This window comes from Bradyrhizobium sp. Kon58, from assembly GCF_055807455.1.
On sequence record NZ_JBVVOT010000024.1, the window covers coordinates 88,663 to 108,137 of the forward strand.

At 64.9% G+C, this 19,475-nt stretch carries 13 protein-coding genes and 1 tRNA gene; 12 read left to right on the forward strand and 2 right to left on the reverse strand.

What is annotated here, in order from left to right:
* The first annotated feature begins 29 nt into the window (after positions 1-29).
* From AC0L20_RS29810 to AC0L20_RS29820, 3 genes are all read left to right on the forward strand, one after another.
* Positions 30-2,270 carry an O-linked N-acetylglucosamine transferase, SPINDLY family protein gene (locus AC0L20_RS29810; protein ID WP_473294178.1) on the forward strand — a complete coding sequence of 747 codons (2,241 nt, stop codon included), beginning with the start codon at positions 30-32 and terminating at the stop codon, positions 2,268-2,270.
* A 113-nt stretch (positions 2,271-2,383) separates the two neighbouring features.
* A complete protein-coding gene (locus AC0L20_RS29815; RefSeq protein ID WP_473294179.1) occupies positions 2,384-4,624 on the forward strand; it encodes a tetratricopeptide repeat protein in 2,241 nt (746 codons plus the stop codon).
* Positions 4,625-4,760: 136 nt separating this feature from the next.
* Complete coding sequence (locus tag AC0L20_RS29820; RefSeq protein ID WP_456764404.1) at positions 4,761-5,294, forward strand: DUF805 domain-containing protein; 534 nt, start codon at positions 4,761-4,763, stop codon at positions 5,292-5,294.
* Here the strand turns inward: AC0L20_RS29820 and AC0L20_RS29825 are convergent.
* Positions 5,291-6,325 carry a cysteine synthase A gene (locus AC0L20_RS29825; RefSeq protein ID WP_027566889.1) on the reverse strand — a complete coding sequence of 345 codons (1,035 nt, stop codon included), beginning with the start codon at positions 6,323-6,325 and terminating at the stop codon, positions 5,291-5,293. The genes AC0L20_RS29820 and AC0L20_RS29825 overlap by 4 nt on opposite strands.
* A 692-nt stretch (positions 6,326-7,017) precedes the next feature.
* Between AC0L20_RS29825 and AC0L20_RS29830 the strand changes: the two genes are divergently transcribed.
* The 9 genes from AC0L20_RS29830 (at position 7,018) to AC0L20_RS29870 (ending at position 19,111) form a co-directional block, all read left to right on the forward strand.
* Positions 7,018-8,502, forward strand: coding sequence for an efflux transporter outer membrane subunit (locus AC0L20_RS29830; protein WP_456764403.1), 1,485 nt, complete (start codon positions 7,018-7,020; stop codon positions 8,500-8,502).
* Positions 8,492-9,901 carry an efflux RND transporter periplasmic adaptor subunit gene (locus AC0L20_RS29835; protein WP_473294180.1) on the forward strand — a complete coding sequence of 470 codons (1,410 nt, stop codon included), beginning with the start codon at positions 8,492-8,494 and terminating at the stop codon, positions 9,899-9,901. Before AC0L20_RS29830 ends, AC0L20_RS29835 begins: the two co-directional genes overlap by 11 nt.
* 36 nt (positions 9,902-9,937) lie before the next feature.
* The gene (locus tag AC0L20_RS29840) at positions 9,938-13,087 is read left to right on the forward strand and encodes an efflux RND transporter permease subunit (RefSeq protein WP_473294181.1); all 3,150 of its coding nucleotides are present in this window, start codon (positions 9,938-9,940) and stop codon (positions 13,085-13,087) included.
* On the forward strand, positions 13,087-16,191 hold the full coding sequence (locus AC0L20_RS29845) for an efflux RND transporter permease subunit (RefSeq protein WP_473294182.1): 3,105 nt from the start codon (positions 13,087-13,089) through the stop codon (positions 16,189-16,191). The genes AC0L20_RS29840 and AC0L20_RS29845 overlap by 1 nt, the downstream gene beginning before the upstream one ends.
* Before the next feature lie 41 nt (positions 16,192-16,232).
* A complete protein-coding gene (locus tag AC0L20_RS29850) occupies positions 16,233-16,967 on the forward strand; it encodes a tRNA-uridine aminocarboxypropyltransferase (RefSeq protein WP_473294183.1) in 735 nt (244 codons plus the stop codon).
* A gap of 198 nt (positions 16,968-17,165) precedes the next feature.
* Positions 17,166-17,882: an ABC transporter permease gene (locus AC0L20_RS29855; protein WP_473294185.1), complete on the forward strand. Its 717-nt coding sequence runs from the start codon at positions 17,166-17,168 to the stop codon at positions 17,880-17,882.
* A 10-nt stretch (positions 17,883-17,892) separates the two neighbouring features.
* Positions 17,893-18,645, forward strand: coding sequence for an ABC transporter ATP-binding protein (locus AC0L20_RS29860; protein ID WP_473294186.1), 753 nt, complete (start codon positions 17,893-17,895; stop codon positions 18,643-18,645).
* A 57-nt stretch (positions 18,646-18,702) separates the two neighbouring features.
* Positions 18,703-18,776, forward strand: a tRNA-Cys gene (locus AC0L20_RS29865).
* Positions 18,777-18,964: 188 nt separating this feature from the next.
* On the forward strand, positions 18,965-19,111 hold the full coding sequence (locus AC0L20_RS29870) for a hypothetical protein (RefSeq protein ID WP_007610232.1): 147 nt from the start codon (positions 18,965-18,967) through the stop codon (positions 19,109-19,111).
* An 86-nt stretch (positions 19,112-19,197) separates the two neighbouring features.
* Here the strand turns inward: AC0L20_RS29870 and AC0L20_RS29875 are convergent, their stop codons facing one another.
* On the reverse strand, positions 19,198-19,410 hold the full coding sequence (locus AC0L20_RS29875; protein WP_473294187.1) for a hypothetical protein: 213 nt from the start codon (positions 19,408-19,410) through the stop codon (positions 19,198-19,200).
* Positions 19,411-19,475: the final 65 nt, after the last annotated feature.

Consider the following 19,475-nt stretch of genomic DNA (forward strand, 5'->3'; position numbering starts at 1 on the left):
TGCCGCGGGCCATCTTCCGGAGAGACACCTTGCAGAGCAGCGGCGGCGCGCGCGCGTTCCAGAACGCGCGATTGCAGAAGAAATTGATCAAGCAGGCGGACGCCGTCCTCTCCGCCGCGGCTACCGCCTATGGCCAGGGCCGATATGCCGAGACCGAGGCACTCTGCCGGGATATCCTGAAAGCGCTGCCGGATCATGTCGACGCGATGCATCTGCTCGGCATGTGCGCGCATGACGGCCGGCGGCTGGAGGAGGCGCAACAGCTGCTCGAGCGCGTGATTGCACTCGATCCGCGCTTGCACGATGCGCACAACAATCTTGCCACCGTGCATTTCGACCTCGGCAACTACGAGGCGGCGCGGCGGTGCCAGGAGAGGGCCATCGCGCTAAAGCCGAATTTTGCGGTCGCGCTGACCAACCTCGGCAACACGCTGATGCATCTGGGGCAGTACGAACAGGCGCTCGAGCTGCATGAGCGCGCCATCAAGATCAAGCCGGATTATGCCGATGCATTCTGCAATCGCGGCATGGTCGAAATTGTGCTTGGACAGACCATGCGCGCCAAGGAAAGCTTCGACCGCGCCCTGCTGTTTCAGCCCCGTCACGCCGAGGCCATCGTCGGCAGCGGCATGGTCAGCATCGAGCTGCGGCACCACGACGAGGCGGCGGCCAAGCTTGCCATGGCGCTCGCGATCAAGCCCGGCTCGCCGAGGATCCTGGCCCAACGCGGGCGGCTCAGTTACGAGTTGCAGCGCCTGGAGCCCGCGCTTGCGGATTTCGAGGCGGCGCTTGCGATCTCGCCCAAGCTCGAGCTGGCGCTTCGCGGCAAGGCCCAGACCTGCCTCGTCATGGGAAAAACCGCGCAGGCGATGGCAGCCGCAGCGGCCCTGATCGAGCAAAATCCGCGCTCCGAGATGGGGCTGGCGCTGATGGGATTCTCGTACTCGAACCAGGGGGACATGGACGCAGCGATCGAGTATCTCGATCGCGCGCTGGCGCTCCGGCCGGACTATGGGGATGCGATCAGAGGAAAGATCTTCCTGGAGGACTACCGCGCCGAGGCCGATTTCGTTGTCCAGCAGGCAGTGCGAAAATCCTGGTGGGACCAGATCGGCTCCAAGCAGCCGCGAAGGGAGCTGCCGAAGCGGCCGCTGGATCCGGAAAAGCGGATCGTGGTCGGCTATGTCGCTGCCGAATTCCGGCAGCACTCCGCGGGGCTCACGCTACTGCCGGTGCTGCGCCATCATGATCACACCAAATTCGAAATCATCTGCTACTACTCCTGGCCGGGCGCGGACGAGTACACCGCGATGTTCAAATCATTGGCGGACGTCTGGGTCGATGCCTGGCAACTTTCGGACGACGAACTCGCCGACCGTATCCAGGCCGACAATGTCGACATCCTGATCGATGTTTCGGGGCACACGACCGGAAACAGGCTGCTGACTTTCGCTCGGAAGCCGGCCCCGATCCAAGCCACTGGCTTCGGACACGCGACAGGCACGGGCATGCCGACCATGGACTACGTGCTCGCGGATCCCATTTTCATTCCGCCGTCGGTTCGGCATTTGTTTGCCGAGAAAATCCACGATCTGCCGTGCCTGATCACGATTGAACCCGTCTCGGATCTGCAGCCTTCGGAGCTGCCGATGCTCCGCAACGGCTACGTCACGTTCGGTGTGTTCAACCGCATCTACAAAATATCTGATGATGCGATCCGTGTTTGGTCGCGCATCATGCGGGAGCTGCCGGGATCGAAGATCGTCCTCAAGCATGGTCTGCTCGATGATCCCCTGCTGCGCGATAGCCTGGTCGCGCGCTTCCTGGCGCAGGGCGTTACCGAGGAGAACATCACCTGCCTCGGCACCACCTCGCGCGACGACCATCTGGCGGCTTTCGCCCAGGTCGATATGTCCCTCGACACGTTCCCGCAAAATGGCGGCATCAGCACCTGGGAATCTCTCTACAAGGGCGTTCCCGTCGTGGCCAAGCTCGGCATCGGGGCCTCCTCGCGTGCCGGCGCCTCTATCGTGACTGCCGTCGGCCTCGGCGACTGGGTGGCCGAAGATGACGATGGCTATGTCGAGATCGCTCGCAGGTTTGCGTCACAGCCCGATTATCTGGCGAAATTGCGCGCGGATTTGCCGGCCCGGATCGCGGCTTCGCCCGCCGGCAATGTCGAGACCTACACGCGGGAGCTCGAAGCCGGTTACCGCCAGTTCTGGCGCGACTATTGTGCCGCTGCTGCGGATAACGACGGCGTTGCGTAAGCGAGGGTCGCGTCGAGCACCGGCATCTTCCGGAGATTGCCGGGCCGCCTAAACCGGCCGGCCCTGGCCGCGAATCAGCTAGAATCCTCCCGGGCATCCTCCGGAGAGAATCCTTGCAGAGCAGCGGCGCCGGCGCGCGCGCGTTCCAGAACGCGCGGTTACAGAAAAAATTGAAGAAGCAGGCGGACGCGATCATTTCGACCGCGAATGCGGCCTATGGCCAGGGCCGGTATGCGGAGACCGAGACACTCTGCCGCCAGATCCTGAATGAACTTCCGGAGCATTTCGGCGCCTTGCATCTGCTTGGCTTGGGCGCGTTCGCGAGCCGACACTTCGAGGCCGCGAAACAGGCCCTCAAATATGCCGTGACGGTCGACCCACGCTCGGCACAGGCTTTTTCCGATTTGGGAGCCACGCATTTCGCACTTGGGGAATATGAGGACGCGCGTACATCCCTGGAGCGGGCCATCGCGTTGAAGCCGAGCTTCCCCATGGCCTTGGCTAACCTCGGCAATACCTTGTTGCATCTAAACCGCGTCGAGCAAGCTATCGAACTGTACGATCGCGCGATCGGGCTGAAGCCCGATCATGCCGATGCGCTCTGCAATCGTGGCCTGGCAGAGCTCGCGCTGCGGCAGCTTGATCGCGCCAAACAGAGCTTCGAGCGCGCACTGTTGTTTCAGCCGCGAAACGTCGAGGCGCTCGTCGGCAAAGGTTTGGTCAATATCGAGCTCAAGAACTTCGACGAGGCTAAAGGCGCGCTGGAGGCGGCGCTCGCGATCAGGCCAGGCTCGGCAAAGATCCTGGCCAACCGTGGACGGCTCAATCTTGAGACGTCGAGATTGGAACAGGCGGCGGCGGATTTTGACGCGGCCCTTGCGCTTGCGCCCAAGCTCGAGGTGGCCTTGCAGGGGAAGGCACAAGTCGCGCTCGCCATGGGAAACACGGCGCAAGCGATTATGGCCTGCACCATGTTGCTGGAGGAATATCCACGCTCCGCGATCGCGATGGCGCTGTTGAGCGCTTGTTTTGCCAACCAGGGAGAGATCGCATCGGCGATCGAGCTACTCGATGCGGCGCTGGCCATTGTACCGGATGCCTCCTTGATCGGGCGGAAGATATTCTTCCTCGACTATCTATCCGACGCCGATTTCGCGGTTCAGCAGGCCGCACGAAAGCAGTGGTGGGACGCGATCGGCGCGAAGTTGCCGCGAAGGACTCTTGCCCCCCGGCAGCTCGATCCCGACAGGCGGATCGTGGTTGGCTATGTTGCTGCCGAGTTTTGGCATCACTCGGCAGCGTTCGCTCTGTTACCGGTGCTGCGCCATCATGATCACGCCAGGTTCGAGATCGTCTGCTATTCGTGCTCGCCGGTAAGAGATGAGATGACCGCCGCATTCCGGTCCTCGGCGGATGTCTGGGTCGACGCCTGGCAGATGTCGGATGACGAGTTGGCCGATCGTATCCAGGCCGACAAGGTCGATATCCTGATCGACGTGTCCGGGCACACGACCGGCAACAGGCTCCATGTCTTCGCTCGCAAGCCGGCCCCGATCCAGGTCTCCGGGTTCGGTCACGCCACGGGCACGGGCCTTCAGACCATGGACTACGTGCTCGCGGATCCCGTCTTCATTCCGCAATCGGCGCGCCATCTGCTGGCTGAAAAGGTTTACGACCTGCCGTGCCTGATCACGATCGATCCCATTTTGGATCTACCTGCATCGGAGCCGCCCATGCTCCGCAACGGCCATGTCACCTTCGGCGTGTTCAACCGCATCTACAAGATCTCGGACGAGGCCATCCGGGTGTGGTCGAAAGTGATGCGCGAAGTGACGGGTTCGAAGATCATCATCAAGCATACCCTGCTCGACGATCCCATGCTGCGCGACAATTTGGTCGCGCGGTTCGTGGCACAGGGCGTTGCCGAGGAGAATGTCACCTGCCTGGGCTCGTCGCCGCGTCACGAGCACCTGCTGGCCTTTGCGAACGTCGACATATCGCTCGACACGTTCCCGCAAAACGGCGGCGTCAGCACCTGGGAATCGCTCTATGCGGGCGTCCCGGTCGTGGCCAAGCTCGGCAACGGCGCCTCATCGCGCGCCGGCGGTTCGATCGTGGCTGCGGTCGGCCTCGACGACTGGGTCGCCGCGGACGACGAGGGCTATGCCGCGATCGCCTGCAAATTTGCGTCACAGCCTGATTACCTGGCGAAGTTGCGTGCGGAGTTGCCCGCCCGGATTGCAGCGTCCGCCGCCGGCAATGTCGAAACCTACACGGCCAGCCTCGAAGCGGGTTACCGAAAGTTCTGGCGCGACTATTGTGCTGCGGCCTCGGAAGGCGGCGAGGGCGCCTGACCATGCCGGGTGGGGCGAAGCCTCGAATTGCGCCGGCCACCTTAGTCCTCCGGAAACCATGCGGCGCTGCGCGACCGTGCCGGTTCATGGCTCCGAAAGCAATCTCTGGGCATGTGGCGCCAAAAAGGGTGCGCCAATGCTCGGTTTCGTCTTCGGCCTGAACGCCCGGCTCGGGCGACTGCATTTCTTCCTCGCCACGGTCGCGCTTGCGATCGTGATGACGGCGATCTGCTTTGCAATCGCAATGGCCGTGCTGAACAACACCTCGCCCGGCGCGATCCGACCCGAAGACCTCACCAAGAGCTGGGCGATGATCGCCGCGATCGTGTTCTTCGGAGTTGCGACCTTCACGCTGCAATCCATGCGCATCCGCGACATCGGCTGGGATCCGGTCTGCGTGGTGCCTGCCTGGTTCGCGCTCATGATCGTCGACTATGTCGTCGCGGGCCGGTTTCCGGCCTGGGCGATCGGGCAGGAGCACCAGGCAACGGCGGTCGGCGCGCTCGTCAACCTCGCGCTGATGCTCGCGCTTATGTTCTGGCCGAGCGGCGACAGCGAGGGCTCCTACGGCGCTCCCCTCCCGCCGCGCACACGCGCGAACAAGCCTTCGCTGTCGAACGAGCGCCTCGCGCGGGTGTCGCAGGGATCGTCGCGGCCGACTTGGGGCTAGACGAACGGCAGCTTGATGTTGCTGCGCTTCTCCAGCCATTCCGGCACCGGAAGGCTCTTGGCGCGCATGAAGTCCGCATTGAACAGCTTCGACTGGTAACGGCTGCCGGAATCGCAAAGCACGGTGACGATCGTCTTGCCGGGCCCGAGCTGTTTCGCGAGACGCATCGCGCCGGCAACGTTGATGCCGGTCGAGCCGCCGAGGCACAGGCCTTCGTGCTGGAGCAGTTCGTAGATCACCGTGACTGCTTCCGCATCGGGAATGAGATAGGCGTCATCGACCTTTGCGCTCTCGACGATTGCGGTCGCCCGGTTGAGGCCGATGCCCTCGGTGATCGAGCCGCCCGGCGTCGCCTTGGCATCGCCCGTTCTGAAATATTCATACATGCCGGCGCCGTGCGGGTCGGCGCAGGCGATCCTGACGTCCTTGCTCTTCTCTTTCAGGAAGCGGCTGGTGCCCGCGAGCGTGCCGCCGCTGCCGACGGAGCAGACGAAACCGTCGATCTTGCCGCCGGTCTGCTCCCAGATCTCAGGACCTGTGGACTCGTAATGCGCCTTCGCATTGTCGAGGTTGTTCCACTGGTCGGCGAACAGCACGCCGTTCGGCTCCGTCTTGCGCAGCTCGTCAGCAAGACGGCGGCCGACATGCTGGTAGTTGTTCGGATTGGAATAGGGCAGGGCCGGCGATTCCAGCAGCTCGGCGCCGCACAGCTTCAGAAAATCCTTCTTCTCCTGGCTCTGCGTCTCCGGGATCACGATCAGCGTGCGGTAACCGCGCGCGCTGGCCACGACCGCAAGGCCGATGCCGGTATTGCCGGCGGTCGATTCCACGACGAGACCGCCGGGCTTGAGCTCGCCGCGCTTCTCGGCCTCCAGAATCATCCATTTGCCGGCGCGATCCTTCACCGACTGGCCGGGATTCATGAACTCGGCCTTGCCCAGGATGGTGCAGCCGGTCAGTTCGGAAGCGCGCTTGAGCTTGATCAGCGGGGTGTTGCCGATGGCTTCGACAACGTCGTTGTTGATGGTCATGTCTGGGCAAATCACTGGCAAAGGGGTTGATCAGGTTGGCCAGAACCTAGTGCTTGGGAGGCGAAAGGGGAAGGCTTTTGCGCTGCGGCGAAACCGGCGGAAGTGCCCGTCGAAGCAGTGAAATTCTTGCGAGGAGCGATGGCCGATGATGCTGGGCTACGCGGCGCGACAACGGTAGGAAGATCGGGTCGGCCTCTGCCGAAACATGGAAGATTACGGCTGTCGTCAGCGCACTCGCGACACGCCTGGATACCCTGCAGACATATCGGCACGACGAATGCCTATTGATTTTCGACGCTAAACGACCTCGTGGACCGGCTCGGCCCGGCTTCGCGACCAGCTCTGAAGCCGGATTGCGAGCGGTACGGACGAATTCAAGCCACTCGCGTTGGTGTGGCGGCAATATCACATGAAATGTTGGTAAGCTTGAATGCGCTTCGGAACGGCTTCGAGATTCAAGAACGCACTGCAGGACAGTGACTTTTTGCAATTTTTTCGCCGTGGGATCGTCGCACTTTGGCGGCCATCTCGCAACTGCGGGACTGTCCCGCTGTTCCGCACCCGGCTAGTATGGCCGTTAGGTTCCGCAGAAAGCATCACCTTGTGAACGAGTTGTCCAAAGCCCCCCGACTGTGCCGCCGCGAATCGGTTACTCCGGCAGCGCGGTGGCGGCTCGATCTGCCCGGCGGGGGGTGTGTGTGACACAGAATGTTCCTGCGATCGCTGTGCGGCGGTCTCCAGGCGCCACGTCCCGGACGCGACGTGCGGCGCGCTGGCTTGCGGTCGCTTGCCTCGCCGCCGGTTCGGGCGCGTGCGTGCTGACACAGGATCTTCCTGATCCCGCACTCGACGTTCCCACGCAGTACAAATACGCGGGCAAGGCGGATGCGCCGCCGTCGCTGGATTGGTGGCGCAGCTTCCGCTCGGCGGAGCTGACACAGCTGATGGAGGAGGCGCAGACCGTCAATCTCGACATCGCCGCCGCCGTGTCGCGTATCGTCCAGGCCGACGCCCAGGCGCGGCAGGCAGGTGCGGCGCTGCTGCCGAGCCTCTCCGGCACGGGGCAGGAGGCCTATTCGCGCACCTCGGGCTCCTCCGCCTCGGGGCTCACCAATGGCGGCCGTGAGGTCGTCAACTACCAGGCTTCGCTGAGCGCGAGCTACCAGCTCGATTTCTGGGGCCAGAACCGAGACGCCCTGCAAACAGCCGAAGAAACGGCCAATGCCAACCGCTTCGATCGCGACGTCGTTGGGCTGACGACGCTTGCCGGCGTCGCCAACGCCTATTTCCAGGTGCTGGCCTCGCAGGATCGCATCCGGACCTCACAGCGGAACATCGCGAGCGCACAGCGCATCCTCGATGCCGTCAGGGAACGGCGCAAGGCCGGCACCGGCACCGACCTCGACGTCGCCCAGCAGGAGAGCGTGCTCGCAAACCAGAAAGCACTGGTGCCGCCGCTGCGCCAGACGCTCGACCAGAACGTCAATGCGCTTGCAGTCCTGGTGTCGCGGCCGCCGGAGAGCGTGCGCGTGCTCGGCGGCTCGCTGAACCGGATCGCTATACCCCGCGTGACGCCCGGCCTGCCGTCGGAGCTCCTGACGCAGCGGCCCGACATTCGCCGGCAGGAGGCCCAGCTCGCCTCCGCCACCGCGAATATCGGCAATGCCCGCGCGCAATTCTTCCCGACCATCCAGCTCACCGGCAATGGCGGCTATCAGAGCTCGGCCCTGGTCTCGCTGTTCCAGCCGCATGCGGCCTTCTTCCAGCTCGTCGGCAGCGCGACGCAGCCGATCTTCGACGGTGGCAAGATCCTCGGCAATTTCGAATTTGCCAAGGCGCGGCAGGACGAATTGCTGCAGACCTACCGCAAGACCATCATCCAGTCGTTTGCCGACGTCGACAATGCGCTGTTCTCGATCAAGCAGACCACGATCAAGCTGCAATTGCAGCGTGATGTCCTGACCGCCTCGCGCCGCGCCTTCGATCTCTCCGAGCAGCAATTGCGCGCCGGCACCGCCGACATCGTCACCGTGCTCAACACCCAACTGACCCTGTTCCAGGCGGAAGACGCGCTGTCACAGGCGCAACTTGCCCGCCTTCTTGCTATCGTCAGCCTGTATCAGGCGCTCGGCGGCGGCTGGGAGCCGAGGATGGAGAAACCGGTCAATGCTCTTTAAGCCGGATACCAAGCAAGGCGCGAAGGAGGGGAAGGCGAAGACGTCGCGCGGGCGCGGCTTCGTCATGACCCTGATCACGCTGGCGATCCTCAGTGGGCTCGGCTACTACGGCTGGACCACCTGGCATCAGCAGCCGCAGCAGGCGAACGGCCGCAATCAGCGGCCCGACCTGCCGGTGCCGGTGCTGGCGGCGACGCCCCGCACCCAGGACGTTCCCGTCTATCTCGACGGCGTCGGCGCGATCCGCGCACTCAACACCGTGACCGTCCGCTCGCAGGTCGACGGCAAGCTGATCGCGGTCAATTTCACCGAAGGACAGGACATCAAGAAGGGTGACGTGGTCGGTGAGATCGACCCGGCGCTCTATCAGGCGACGTACGATCAGGCCGTCGCCAAGAAGGCGCAGGACCAGGCCCAGCTCGCCAACCAGCGTATCGACCTCACGCGCTACGAGCAGCTCGCCGCATCCAATGCCGGATCCAAGCAGCAGGCCGACACCCAGCGTGCGCTGGTCGCGCAGACGGAGGCGCTGGTCAAGGCCGATCAGGCCGCGATCGACAATGCGGCGGCGACGCTGAGCTACACCAAGATCGTGGCGCCGATCTCGGGCCGCGCCGGCCTGCGCCAGGTCGATCAGGGCAACATCATCCATGCTTCCGACACCACCGGTCTCGTGGTGATCACGCAATTGCAGCCGATCGCGGTGTGGTTCAGCCTGCCGCAGCAGCAGATCATGCGGGTCAACGCCGCGGCGGCGAAGGGCGCGCTCGCGGTCGACGTGTTCGGCAATGACGGCCTCACCGTAATCGACACCGGCAAGCTCACCGGCATCGACAACCAGGTGGACCAGACCACGGGAACGCTCAGGCTCAAGGCCGAATTCCCCAACGCCAATTACCAGCTCTGGCCCGGCCAGTTCGTCAATGTCCGCCTCAAGGTCGAGACCTTGACGCAGGCGCTGGTGGTGCCGACCTCGGCCGTGCAGCGCGGACCGATCGGCACGTTCAGCTATGTCATCGGCGAGGACAACGTGGTTGCGGCCAAGCCGGTGACGGTGACGCAGCAGAACGAGCATGACGCCGTGATCGCCAGCGGCCTCTCGGCGACGGACAAGGTCGTGACGACGGGCTTTGCCAATCTGTCCGATGGCTCCAAGGTGGTCATCGGCCGCGACGACCAGACGCCGTCGGCCGATCTCGCGCCGCGCAAGCGCTCGCGCGGGCCGGATGGTCAGAAGAAGGATGGCGCCAAAGACGGCCAGAAGGACGGGCAAGATAAGGACGGCGAGTTCCGCGCCAAGCGCAAGAGCAGCGAAGGCGACCAGAAGGGCCAGACCGGACCGGCACCAGGGCCTCCGTCAAGTCCTGGAGCATCGGGAAGTGGAGCTAAGCAGCCATGATCCCGACAACAGCCGCCTGAGCGGCAGGCGCATCCCATGGGCGTCTCCGAACCCTTCATCCGCCGTCCCATCGCGACCTCGTTGCTCGGCATCGCGCTTCTGATCGGCGGGCTGCTCGGCTATTTCGCGCTGCCGGTGTCCGCGCTGCCGCAGGTCGATTTCCCGACCGTGCAGGTGACGACGCAATTGCCCGGCGCGAGTCCCGACGTGATCGCCTCGCTGATCACCGCGCCGCTGGAGCGGCAACTCGGCCAGATCCCGTCGCTGTCGGCGATGAACTCGACGAGCTCGTTCGGCGTCAGCCAGATCTCGCTCCAGTTCGATCTCAACCGCGATATCGACGGCGCCACCCAGGACGTCCAGGCCGCGATCAACGCGGCGGCCGGCGTGCTGCCCAAGACGCTGCCTTATCCGCCGACCTACGCCAAGGTGAACCCGGCCGATGCGCCGGTGATGACGTTGGCGCTGCGCTCCGACACGATCTCGTTGCGGGCGATGAGCGACATCGCCGACACCCTTCTGGCGCAGCGGCTGAGCCAGATTTCCGGCGTCGGGCGCGTCTCTGTGCTCGGCGGACTGAAGCCAGCCGTCCGCATCCAGGCGGATCTCGCGCGGCTCGCCGCCTATGGCATCGGCATGGAAGACCTGCGCACCGCGATCGCCAATGCCAACGTCTCCGGGCCGAAAGGCTCGCTCGACGGCGCGCAGCAATCCTACATCATCGCCGCCAACGACCAGATCGCCGCTGCCGACGCCTACAAGCCCGTCATCATCGCCTACCGCAACGGCTCGCCGGTCACGATCGCCGACGTCGCCCAGATCGTCGATGGCCTCGAGAACGACCGCACCGGTGGCTGGTACCAGGGCTCGCCCGCCGTCATCATCGACATCCAGCGTCAGCCCGGCGCCAATGTGATCGACGTTGTCAGCCAGATCCGCGCGGAAATCCCCAAGGTCCAGCGCGCTATTCCGGCCGGCGTGAACCTCACCATCGTCTCCGACCGCACGGTCACCATCCGTGCCTCGGTCCGTGACGTGCAGTTCACGCTGATCCTGAGCGTCGTGCTCGTGACGCTAGTGGTGCTGCTGTTCCTGCGTTCGCTGCGGGCCACGCTGATCGCCGGCGTGGCGCTGCCGCTCTCGCTGATCACGAGCTTCGGCATCATGTATTTCGCCGGCTTCAGCCTCGACAATCTGTCGCTGATGGCGCTCACCATCGGCACCGGCTTCGTCGTCGACGACGCCATCGTGATGATCGAGAACATCGTCCGCCACATGGAGAATGGCGACAGCGCGATGGAGGCTTCGCTGAAGGGCGCCAGCGAGATCGGCTTCACCGTGATCTCGCTGACGGTGTCACTGATCGCGGTGTTCATCCCGCTGCTGTTCATGTCGGGCCTTGTCGGTCGCATGTTCCGCGAATTCGCGCTGACGCTGACGATCGCGGTCGTGACTTCGGCCGTCGTCTCGCTGACGCTGACACCGATGATGTGCTCGCGGCTGCTCAAGCATGCCCATGAAGAGCTGGCAGTGCCGGGGCTTGCCGCGGTCAGCCGCTTCATCGACCGCACCGTCGGGTTCTATCACCGCACGCTGCTCTGGGTGCTGGAGCGCCAGCGCGCGACACTGGTCGTGACCTTCGCCACGCTGATTGCGACCCTGGCGCTCTACGTCGTGGCGCCAAAGGGCTTCCTGCCGCTGCAGGACACCGCCTCGATCACGGCGGTGACGGAAGCCGGTCCGGACGTGTCGTTCGCGGAGATGCAGAAGCGGCAGGCCGACGCGGCCGACGCCATCAAGGCCGACCCCGATGTAACAGGCGTGGTCTCGGTGATCGGTGCAGGCTCGGTCAATCCGACCACCAATGTCGGCCGTCTTGTCATGACGCTGAAACCTCGCGGCGAGCGGCGCGACGATGTCAGCGTCGTCATCACCCGGCTGAAGGAGCGGGTGGCCGCCATCCCCGGCATGACCGTCTACTTCCAGCCGGTGCAGGACGTGCAGATCTCGACCCAGTCGAGCCGCTCGCAATACCAGTACACGCTGACCGGCACCGACGCCGCCCTGGTGTCGGAATGGGCGCGCAAGCTGGTTGCCGAGATGCGGCGCGATCCGCTGTTCCGCGACGTTTCCTCGGAGGCGCAGGAAGGCGGTCTGCGGGCGCAGCTCACGGTCGACCGCACCCGCGCCGGCCAGCTCGGCGTCAGCCTCCAGGGCATCACCGACACGCTCAACGACGCCTTCGCGCAGCGGCAGATCTCGACGATCTACGGCCAGGCCAACCAGTACCGCGTCGTGCTGGAAGCGCTGCCGATGTACCAGCGCGATCCCTCGATCCTGTCGAAGCTCTATCTGCCGGGCGGGGCGAGCGCGACTGCCGGCGCGCCCAACGCACAGGTGCCGCTCTCCGCCGTGGCGACGCTGACCCGCACCACCGCGCCGCTCGCGATTTCGCACCAGGCGCAATTCCCGTCGATCTCGCTCAGCTTCAATCTCGCCCCGGGCGCGGCGCTCGGCGACGCCGTCGAGGCCGTGAAGACCATCGAGACCCGGATCGAGATGCCCAACAGCATCGTCGGCGTCTATGCCGGCGACGCGGCCGAATTCGCCAAGGCGCTTGCGGGGCAGCCTTGGCTGCTGCTGGCCGCGGTGATCACGATCTATATCGTACTCGGGGTGCTCTACGAGAGTTACATCCATCCGATCACGATCCTCTCGACGCTGCCTTCGGCCGGCGTCGGCGCGATCCTGGCGCTGATGCTATGTGGCCAGGACCTCTCGGTGATCGGGCTGATCGGCATCATCCTGTTGATGGGCATCGTCAAGAAGAACGCGATCATGATGATCGACTTCGCGCTCGAGGCCGAGCGCGGGCAGGGGATGCCGGCGCATGAGGCGATCGTGCAGGCCTGCCTCTTGCGCTTCCGCCCGATCATGATGACGACGCTGGCCGCGCTGTTCGGCGCGCTGCCGCTGGCGATCGAGAGCGGTACCGGCGCCGAGCTGCGCTTTCCGCTCGGCATCTCCATCATCGGCGGCCTGCTGCTCAGTCAATTGCTCACGCTCTACACCACCCCGGTGATCTACCTCGCACTCGACCGCATCAACCGCCGCCTCGAGCAGGCGCTGCCGCCGGCGGAATCCGGCGGGCCGCCCGTCGCGGGCGCGACCGAGGGGATGCAGTGATGGCATCGATCTCGGAGCCCTTCATCCGCCGGCCGGTCGCGACCACGCTGCTGTCGATCGGGTTGTTCCTGCTGGGTATCGTGGCCTACGAGTTCCTCCCGGTCGCCTCGGTTCCGAATGTCGATTTCCCCGCCATCTTCGTTTCCGCCAGCCGTCCCGGCGCCGACCCGTCCGTGATGGCCGCGACGGTCGCCTCGCCATTGGAGCGTCGGCTCGGCGAGATCGCGGGCATCAACCAGATCACCTCGACCTCGTCGCTCGGCACGACCAACATCCAGCTCCAGTTCGACATCGGCCGCAACATCGACAAGGCCGCACGCGACGTGCAGGCGGCGATCAACGCGTCGCTGGTCGACCTGCCCAGCGATTTGCCGACGCTACCGCGCTTCCGCAAGGCCAACACTGCCGGCGCTCCCGTGTTCGTTCTGGCGCTGACCTCGAAGACGCTGTCCGCAAGCGCGATCTACGACGTCGCCGATACGGTTTTGGCGCAGCGCATCTCGCAGGTGCCGGGCGTCGGCGACGTCACGGTGTCCGGTGCCGATCAGCCGGCGGTGCGGGTGCAGCTCAACCCCGTCGCGCTGTCGAACGCCGGCATCGCCACCGACGACGTGCGGACTGCGATCATCAACGCCAACCCGCTCGGTCCGGTCGGCATCTTCAACGGCGAGCGCCAGAGTGAAACGCTGTCGCTCAACAGGCAGATGCGGACCGCGAAAGAGTTCCGCGACATCGTCATCAAGAGCTCGAACGGCAATTTCGTCCGGCTGGCCGACGTCGCCGACATCGAGGACTCCGTCCGCAACGCCCGTTCCATCGCCTGGTTCAACAAGCAGCCGGCGGTGCTGATCCAGATCACCAAGCAGGGCGATGCCAATGTCATCGACACCGTCGACCGGGTGAAGGCGTTGATCCCCGCACTGAAGCAGTGGATTCCGGCCGGCGTCGATATCTCCACCCTGGTCGACCGCACCAGCACGATCCGCGCCAGCGTGCTCGACATGCAGTGGACCTTGTTCGCGACCGCCATTCTCGTGATGGTCGTCGTGTTCGTATTCCTGCGACGGCTCACGCCGACGATCGCGGCTGGAATCTCCGTGCCGCTGGCGCTGGCCGGGACCTGCGCCGGCATGTGGGTCGCGGGCTTCTCGATCGACAATCTGTCGCTGATGGCGCTGGCGATCTCCGTCGGCTTCGTGGTCGACGACGCCATCGTCATGATCGAGAACATGTACCGCAATCTCGAGCACGGCATGCGGCCGCTCCAGGCGGCATTGGACGGCGCCCGGCAGATCGGCTTCACCGTGGTGTCGATCAGCCTGTCGCTGATCGCGGCCTTTACGCCGCTGATCTTCATGGACGGCATCGTCGGCCGGTTGCTGCGCGAATTCTCGCTGACGCTGACCTTCGCCATCCTGGTCTCGACGCTGGTGTCGCTCACGGTGACGCCGATGATCTGCGCGCACTACATCCGGCAGACTACGTCCGGCACGGCGACCCTGTTCGACCGGATCATCGAGGGCTCGTTGTCGCGCATCGTCGCCTTCTACACCCGCACCTTGCGCACCGCGCTGGAATATCCGCTACTGACCCTGCTGTTGTTCTTCGCCACCATTGCGTTGACGGTGACGCTCTACATCAAGATTCCCAAGGGCTATTTCCCGACCGACGATTCCGGTTTCGTCATCGGCGCGACGCGCGCCTCGGCCGACATCTCGTTCCAGTCCATGCTAAGCCTGCAGCAGCGGCTCGCCGATATCGTGATGCAGGATTCGGCCGTGGCGGGCATCGGCTCCACCGTCGGCAGCGGCGGCGGGCCGGGCGGTGCGACCTCCAATCGCGGCACCATGTTCATCAGCCTGAAGCCGCCGGAGGAGCGCGACCACGTCTCGACCCAGGTGGTGATCGACCGTCTCAGGCGGGCGTTGTACCCGGTGCCCGGCATCCGCCTGTTCATGTTCGCTGCCCAGGATGTGCGCGCCGGCGGACGGCAGAGCGATTCCGACTACCAGTACACGCTAACCAGCACCGACCTCGGCCTGTTGCAGAAGTGGGCGCCGATCGTGGCCAAGCGCATGGAGAGCGTCGAGGGCATCACCGACGTCTCCAGCGACCGCGATCCCGGCGGGCTTCAATTGACCTTGTCGATCGACCGCCAGAAGGCCTCGGCGCTCGGCGTCCGCGTCCAGGATATCGACAACGCGCTCAACAACGCGTTCTCGCAGCGGCAGATCTCGATCATCTACACCCAGCGCAACCAGTACATGACCGTGCTGGAGATCGACCCCAAATTCCAGGTCGACCCGTCCAACCTCGAACGCATCTATGTCGCCGGCGCGGGCGACGCGCAGGTGCCGCTGTCGGCCGTGGTGCATGCGACGCGCGGGCTGGCCGCGCTCGCGGTCTATCATTCGCAGTCGTTCCCCTCGACCACCGTGTCGTTCAACCTGTTGCCGGACGTGCAGATCCAGGCTGCAACGCAGAACATCCAGCGCGCGGTCGAGGAGCTGCACATGCCGGAGGGCATTCGCGGCAGTTTTGACGGCAATGCCGGGGACTTCGCCAAGACCAGCGGCCGCCAGCCGCTCCTGATCCTCGGCGCGCTGGTGGCGATGTATATCGTGCTCGGCGTGCTCTATGAGAGCCTCGCCCATCCGCTGACGATTATCTCGACGCTGCCCTCGGCGGGCCTCGGCGCGCTGCTGGCCTTGCAGCTCACCAACACGCCACTGACGGTGATTGCCTTCGTCGGCATCATCCTGTTGATCGGCATCGTCAAGAAGAACGGCATCATGATGGTGGATTTCGCACTCGATGCCGAGCGCCAGCGCGGCTTGTCGTCTGCGGAGGCGATCTTCGAGGCCTGCCAGGCGCGCTTCCGGCCGATCCTGATGACGACGATGGCGGCGCTGTTCGCCGGCATTCCGCTGGTGGTCGCGACCGGGCCCGGCACGGAACTGCGCCGTCCACTCGGCATCACCATCATCGGCGGGCTGTTCGTCTCGCAGATCCTGACGCTCTACACCACGCCCGTGATCTACCTGCTGATCGACCGTCTGCGCCGACGGCGCGAGCCGCGCCCGCTGGCTGCGCCGGCGGAATAGGCGGGTTGTTGAACCGCCCTGCAGAGCGTATAGCGGCGACCATGTCGAACCCCACCGCCGCCGCGCCGGCCGATCCGATCCCCGAATGCCCGCACTGCCAGAAGCCGGTGCCGCTGTGCATCTGCGACAGCGTCACGCCGCTTAAAAACCGCCTTGGACTCCTGATCCTTCAGCATCCGCAGGAACAGGACAGGGCGCTCGGCACCGCCCGGCTGCTTGCGAAGCATTTCGCCGGTGCCACGCTGCGGGTCGGCTTGTCCTGGCCGAGCCTGTCCAAGGCGCTGGGGCAGCCGATCGAGAACGCCTCGCACTGGGCTGTGCTCTATCTCGGCTCGGCGCACGCCGCCGACCTCGAGGCCGAGGGCGAAATCCTGGCCCTCAACCGCAAGGGCGAGGTCGCGGACAACCAGCGCGCGCGCCTCGGCAAGCTCGAAGGTGTGGTGCTGCTCGACGGCACCTGGAGCCAAGCCAAGGCCCTGTGGTGGCGCAACCCCTGGATGCTGAAATGCCAGCGCGTCATCCTCAACCCGGCCGCGCCATCGCGCTACGGGCGCCTGCGCAAGGAGCCTCGGAAGGACGGACTGTCGACCATCGAGGCCGCAGCGACGATCCTCTCCACTCTGGAGAAGCGCCCGGACATCGCTGAGACGCTGAATGCCTGTTTCGAACGGATGTTAACCCGCTACCGTGAGGTTCAGACCGAGATGCCCGAATTGGCGCCAAAGCCGCCGGTCAAGGACCGCCGGCGCGGTGTCCGGCGGGGCAAGCGAGCCTGAGTCCGGTCCGGATCATCCGTACGGCCGATTGTCCCGCGAGAGGCGGGCGGATAGAGACCATCGGCCAACAGGCCGCGATCTGCTATCCTGTCGCACCATCGGAACGCCGGAAACGGAAGGGGCCGTCGCATTCAGCTTGCAGCCAAGGAGATCCTTGCCCAGGCGGCGCGGTTCGATCGTTGGGGCACGCTTGCCCTGATGGACATTTCGCTGCGCTACCGGCGCACCGTGATCGGCCCGCTCTGGATCACGCTGACGCTCGCTGCGACCATTGCCAGCGTCGGCACGGTCTATGCGGCACTGTTCAGGCAGGACATCGCGAGCTTTCTGCCGACCTTCGCCGTCGGCCTGATCGTCTGGACGCTGATCGCGACGACGCTCCAGGAAGGTTCCAACATCTTCGTGGCTTCAGGCCATTTGATCAAGGCCGTGCCGGCGCCGCTGACCGTGCATGTGCTCCAGATGATCGCGCGCAACGTCCTCATCTTTGCGCATCATCTGGTGATCGTCGTCCTGCTCTATCTCGTGATGCCGTGGCCGCTGCATGCGAGCATGTTGCTCGCGGTGCCGGGCATTGCGATCCTGCTCGTCGTGCTGCTCGGCGGCTCGGTTGCGCTCGGCATGCTCTGCGCGCGGTTTCGTGACATCGGCTCGGCGATCGTCAGCGGCCTGCAATTCGTATTCTTCCTGACTCCGATCATCTGGACCGAGGACACCGTGCGCGGCACCGCGTTTTATTGGCTGATCCGCGCGAATCCGATCGCGACGCTGCTCGATCTGGTGCGCAGGCCGCTATTGTCGCAGCCGACCGATACGGCGCAATGGCTGCTCGGGATCATCTATGCGACCGTCGTCGCCGTCATCAGCCTCGGCTGCTACGCAAAATACCGCCATCGCGTGGCCTATTGGCTGTGAGGTGCGAGATATGACCCCTGCAGCTCATATCGCGCTTCGCAACGTCTCGGTGAGGTTTCCGGTGCTGTCGTTCCGCGACCGCTCGCTGCGCAGCCGGTTCGTCAGCGCCGTGACGTTGCGGCGGAACACAGCGGTCCCGCACATCGTCTCCGCGTTGAACGACGTCAGCCTCGATATCCGTGCCGGCGACCGCGTCGCCATCATCGGCGCCAATGGCGCCGGCAAGACCACGATGCTGCGGGTACTCGCCGGCATCTACCATCCGACGTCGGGCAGCGTGGACGTGCTCGGCCGCTGCCTGCCGCTGTTCGATCTCTCGGCCGGTTTCGACGAGGAGGCAACCGGCTATGAGAACATCATGCGGCGTGGCCTCGTGATCGGCGCACGGCGCTCCGAGATCGACGCCAAGCGCGCGGAGATCGCCGCATTCACCGAGCTTGGCGACCGGCTCGACCTGCCGCTGCGCACCTATTCCAGCGGCATGATGCTGCGCCTGATCTTTGCGGTCGCAACCGCCGTCGAGGGCGAGATCGTGCTGCTCGACGAATGGATCGGCGTCGGCGACCAGCAGTTCCGCAAGAAGGCGCGGCAGCGGCTCGACGAGATCGTCGTGCGCGCCGGCATTCTGGTGCTCGCCTCGCACGACGTCGCGCTGATCAAGAGCAGCTGCAACCGCGCGATCCTGCTGGAGGAGGGGCGGATCGTGGCGGCCGGCGCAACCGATGAGATTCTCGGCCAATATCTCGGCGGCGCGAAGGCGTAGCTGCCCGGTCGGGGTTGCCTAAACCCGTGATCCCCTATATTGCTCCGCCCTCGTTGGGGCCACGTGGCGGAGTGGTTACGCGCCGGTCTGCAAAACCGTTTACTCGGGTTCGAGTCCCGACGTGGCCTCCATCACAACCTCCTGATATCTCAGCAATATTCGATCGCATCGCGGCTGCCATCAGCCTGCGGCGGCAATGCGTGGTGGCCGCGCACACCGGGTTTGCCCGGGGCCCGGCGGAAACCCGCCATTCAGCCTGCTGGCATAGTCTTCGCATCTGCGAAGTGATGCATCCCACCGATCGAGCGCTGGAGAGCACGTGAGCGAAATCGTCCGATTTGTCCCGAAATCCGAGCTGGAGCGGGCTCGCCTCATTCGCGAGGCCCGCGCGATCTATGACAGCATCTTTCCGCCGGCCGCACCCGACCAGGCGCCGCAGGACGGCGGAGAGCGCGTCAAGACCTGATCGCCGGCATGCCGAATCTCGCGGCGTAGGGCCCATAGCAAAACGCCCGCAGGGCGCGGGCGCATCGGCTCACGGTGAAATTGGCCTTAGCAGGCCGCGTACCAGCCGTCCGGAAACGGCAGCAGGGGCCAGGCGCCGTCGTTGTCATTGGCGGCCTTCGGTTTCGCGGAGGCGTTGGGCTTCGCGTAATAGGTCCACGAGCGCGGCACGAAATCCTCCCCCGGCACGAACGCCAGATCGTCATGGACCATGGCGTCCTGGACGGCATCCAGCAGCAAGTTGAATTCGGCTTCGCTCATCACACCCTCCGGACCGCGGATGGCGCAATGTCGCAAAGCCGATTTGTTTCCCGGTTGAGCCGATC

Bases quoted from the DNA above. Each gene is read 5' to 3' on its own strand.
- AC0L20_RS29820 (WP_456764404.1), top strand. From the start codon at position 4,761: ATGCTCGGTTTCGTCTTCGGCCTGAACGCCCGGCTCGGGCGACTGCAT.
- AC0L20_RS29825 (WP_027566889.1), bottom strand. From the start codon at position 6,325: ATGACCATCAACAACGACGTTGTCGAAGCCATCGGCAACACCCCGCTG.
- AC0L20_RS29835 (WP_473294180.1), top strand. From the start codon at position 8,492: ATGCTCTTTAAGCCGGATACCAAGCAAGGCGCGAAGGAGGGGAAGGCG.
- AC0L20_RS29840 (WP_473294181.1), top strand. From the start codon at position 9,938: ATGGGCGTCTCCGAACCCTTCATCCGCCGTCCCATCGCGACCTCGTTG.
- AC0L20_RS29845 (WP_473294182.1), top strand. From the start codon at position 13,087: ATGGCATCGATCTCGGAGCCCTTCATCCGCCGGCCGGTCGCGACCACG.
- AC0L20_RS29850 (WP_473294183.1), top strand. From the start codon at position 16,233: ATGTCGAACCCCACCGCCGCCGCGCCGGCCGATCCGATCCCCGAATGC.
- AC0L20_RS29855 (WP_473294185.1), top strand. From the start codon at position 17,166: ATGGACATTTCGCTGCGCTACCGGCGCACCGTGATCGGCCCGCTCTGG.
- AC0L20_RS29860 (WP_473294186.1), top strand. From the start codon at position 17,893: ATGACCCCTGCAGCTCATATCGCGCTTCGCAACGTCTCGGTGAGGTTT.
- AC0L20_RS29875 (WP_473294187.1), bottom strand. From the start codon at position 19,410: ATGAGCGAAGCCGAATTCAACTTGCTGCTGGATGCCGTCCAGGACGCC.